We start from the raw sequence: 1311 nt of genomic DNA, 5'->3' as shown, positions 1-1311 counted from the left end.
ATTGGGAGTATTTTCTTCCTTCTTCCTTCTTCCTTCTTTCTTCTTCCTTCTTCCTTCTTCCTTTACTTCAACTTTTGCTTAATGATGGTCACAACTTGAGTTAATTGTTTCTTGAGAGCGTCAATCTCAGCCTGCATTTTAACTATTTTGTCATTGAGAGCCTTAATTTCTGCGGCTCCAGCTCCACCTCCAGCGGCTCCTGCTGGTTTAGCCTCTGGTGCGTCTGGCTCTTGCGGGCGCTTTTTAGCCAAAATCATGGCTAATTTAATCGCCTCAGAGAGCTGCTTTTTCTCAAAAGGCTTTTCGATAAAGGCGAAAAAATACTTGTCAAAGGGTTCTGGAATTTTGTCCGTAACCTCTTCCTTGCGGCCTGACATAACCACAAGAGGAATATGCCGGAGATCGGCTTGCGATTGGATTTTCTGAAAAACCTCCCAGCCGCTTACCTTTGGCAGTAGGAAATCCAACATGATCAGGTTCGGGTGTGCTTGACGGATGAGTTTGAGACCTTCTTCGCCGTCTTTTGCTTCTAGAACTTCAAAGTTGCCCGCTGGCAACATCTCTCGCACCCGCACGCGGATGACTTTGCTGTCATCGATTACTAGGATTTTGTTACTTGCCACGACTGACTCCTCTGCTGATGAGTGAGGGTTCCCAACATTAAACTATATTCTTGCAGAATTCCAGCAAGAAAACTGATTGTATTTCAAACTGGGATGAAACTGGGATAAATTTCCGGCAGCGAGTCTGGTTAATTTGGTCTAGGATCGAAGCGCACAGAAGCAGAGTAACCAAACTTTTATGCCTGCCCATACCAATTTAACTTTTACAAGTAAGCCGGATGATTCTCATCTTACCTCCTTAGTGTCACCAATGCCTGCATGGTTACGTCGTCCGATTGGTAAAGCTAGTGAGTTGTCAGATGTGCAGCGAATTATTAAGCAGCGCCAGATACATACTATTTGCGAAGAAGGGCGTTGTCCTAACCGGGGAGAGTGTTATGCCCAGAAGACGGCGACTTTTTTGTTGATGGGGCCGACTTGCACTCGTGCTTGTGCTTTTTGTCAGGTGGATAAGGGGCACGCGCCGATGCCTTTAGATCCGCAGGAACCACAAAAGGTAGCGGAATCTGTGCAGTTGTTGGGTTTGCGCTATGTGGTTTTGACTTCGGTGGCGCGGGATGATTTGTCCGATGGGGGTGCAGGTTGGTTTGCGATGACTATGGAGGCGATTCGCGAAGTTAATCCCTTGAGTGAGATTGAGGTTTTGACTCCTGATTTTTGGGGAGGGAGTGGGGGAGCGGGGGAGCGG

At 47.3% G+C, this 1311-nt stretch carries 2 protein-coding genes; one reads left to right on the top strand and one right to left on the bottom strand.

Annotated elements, in window-relative coordinates:
* Positions 1–62: 62 nt before the first annotated feature.
* Positions 63–623 (bottom strand): response regulator, encoded by a 561-nt coding sequence (locus tag OSCI_RS07165; protein WP_007354216.1) that lies wholly within the window; start codon positions 621–623, stop codon positions 63–65.
* Positions 624–801: 178 nt separating this feature from the next.
* Between OSCI_RS07165 and OSCI_RS07160 the strand changes: the two genes are divergently transcribed.
* On the top strand, positions 802–1311 hold a 510-nt coding region (locus OSCI_RS07160; protein WP_039961870.1), incomplete at its 3' end, for a lipoyl synthase.

The sequence above is a fragment of the Kamptonema sp. PCC 6506 genome, assembly GCF_000180455.1.
GTDB classification, from domain to species: domain Bacteria; phylum Cyanobacteriota; class Cyanobacteriia; order Cyanobacteriales; family Microcoleaceae; genus Kamptonema; species Kamptonema formosum.
The sequence above is the reverse complement of the archived record's forward strand: the minus strand, read 5'-3'. Positions and strand labels throughout refer to the sequence as shown.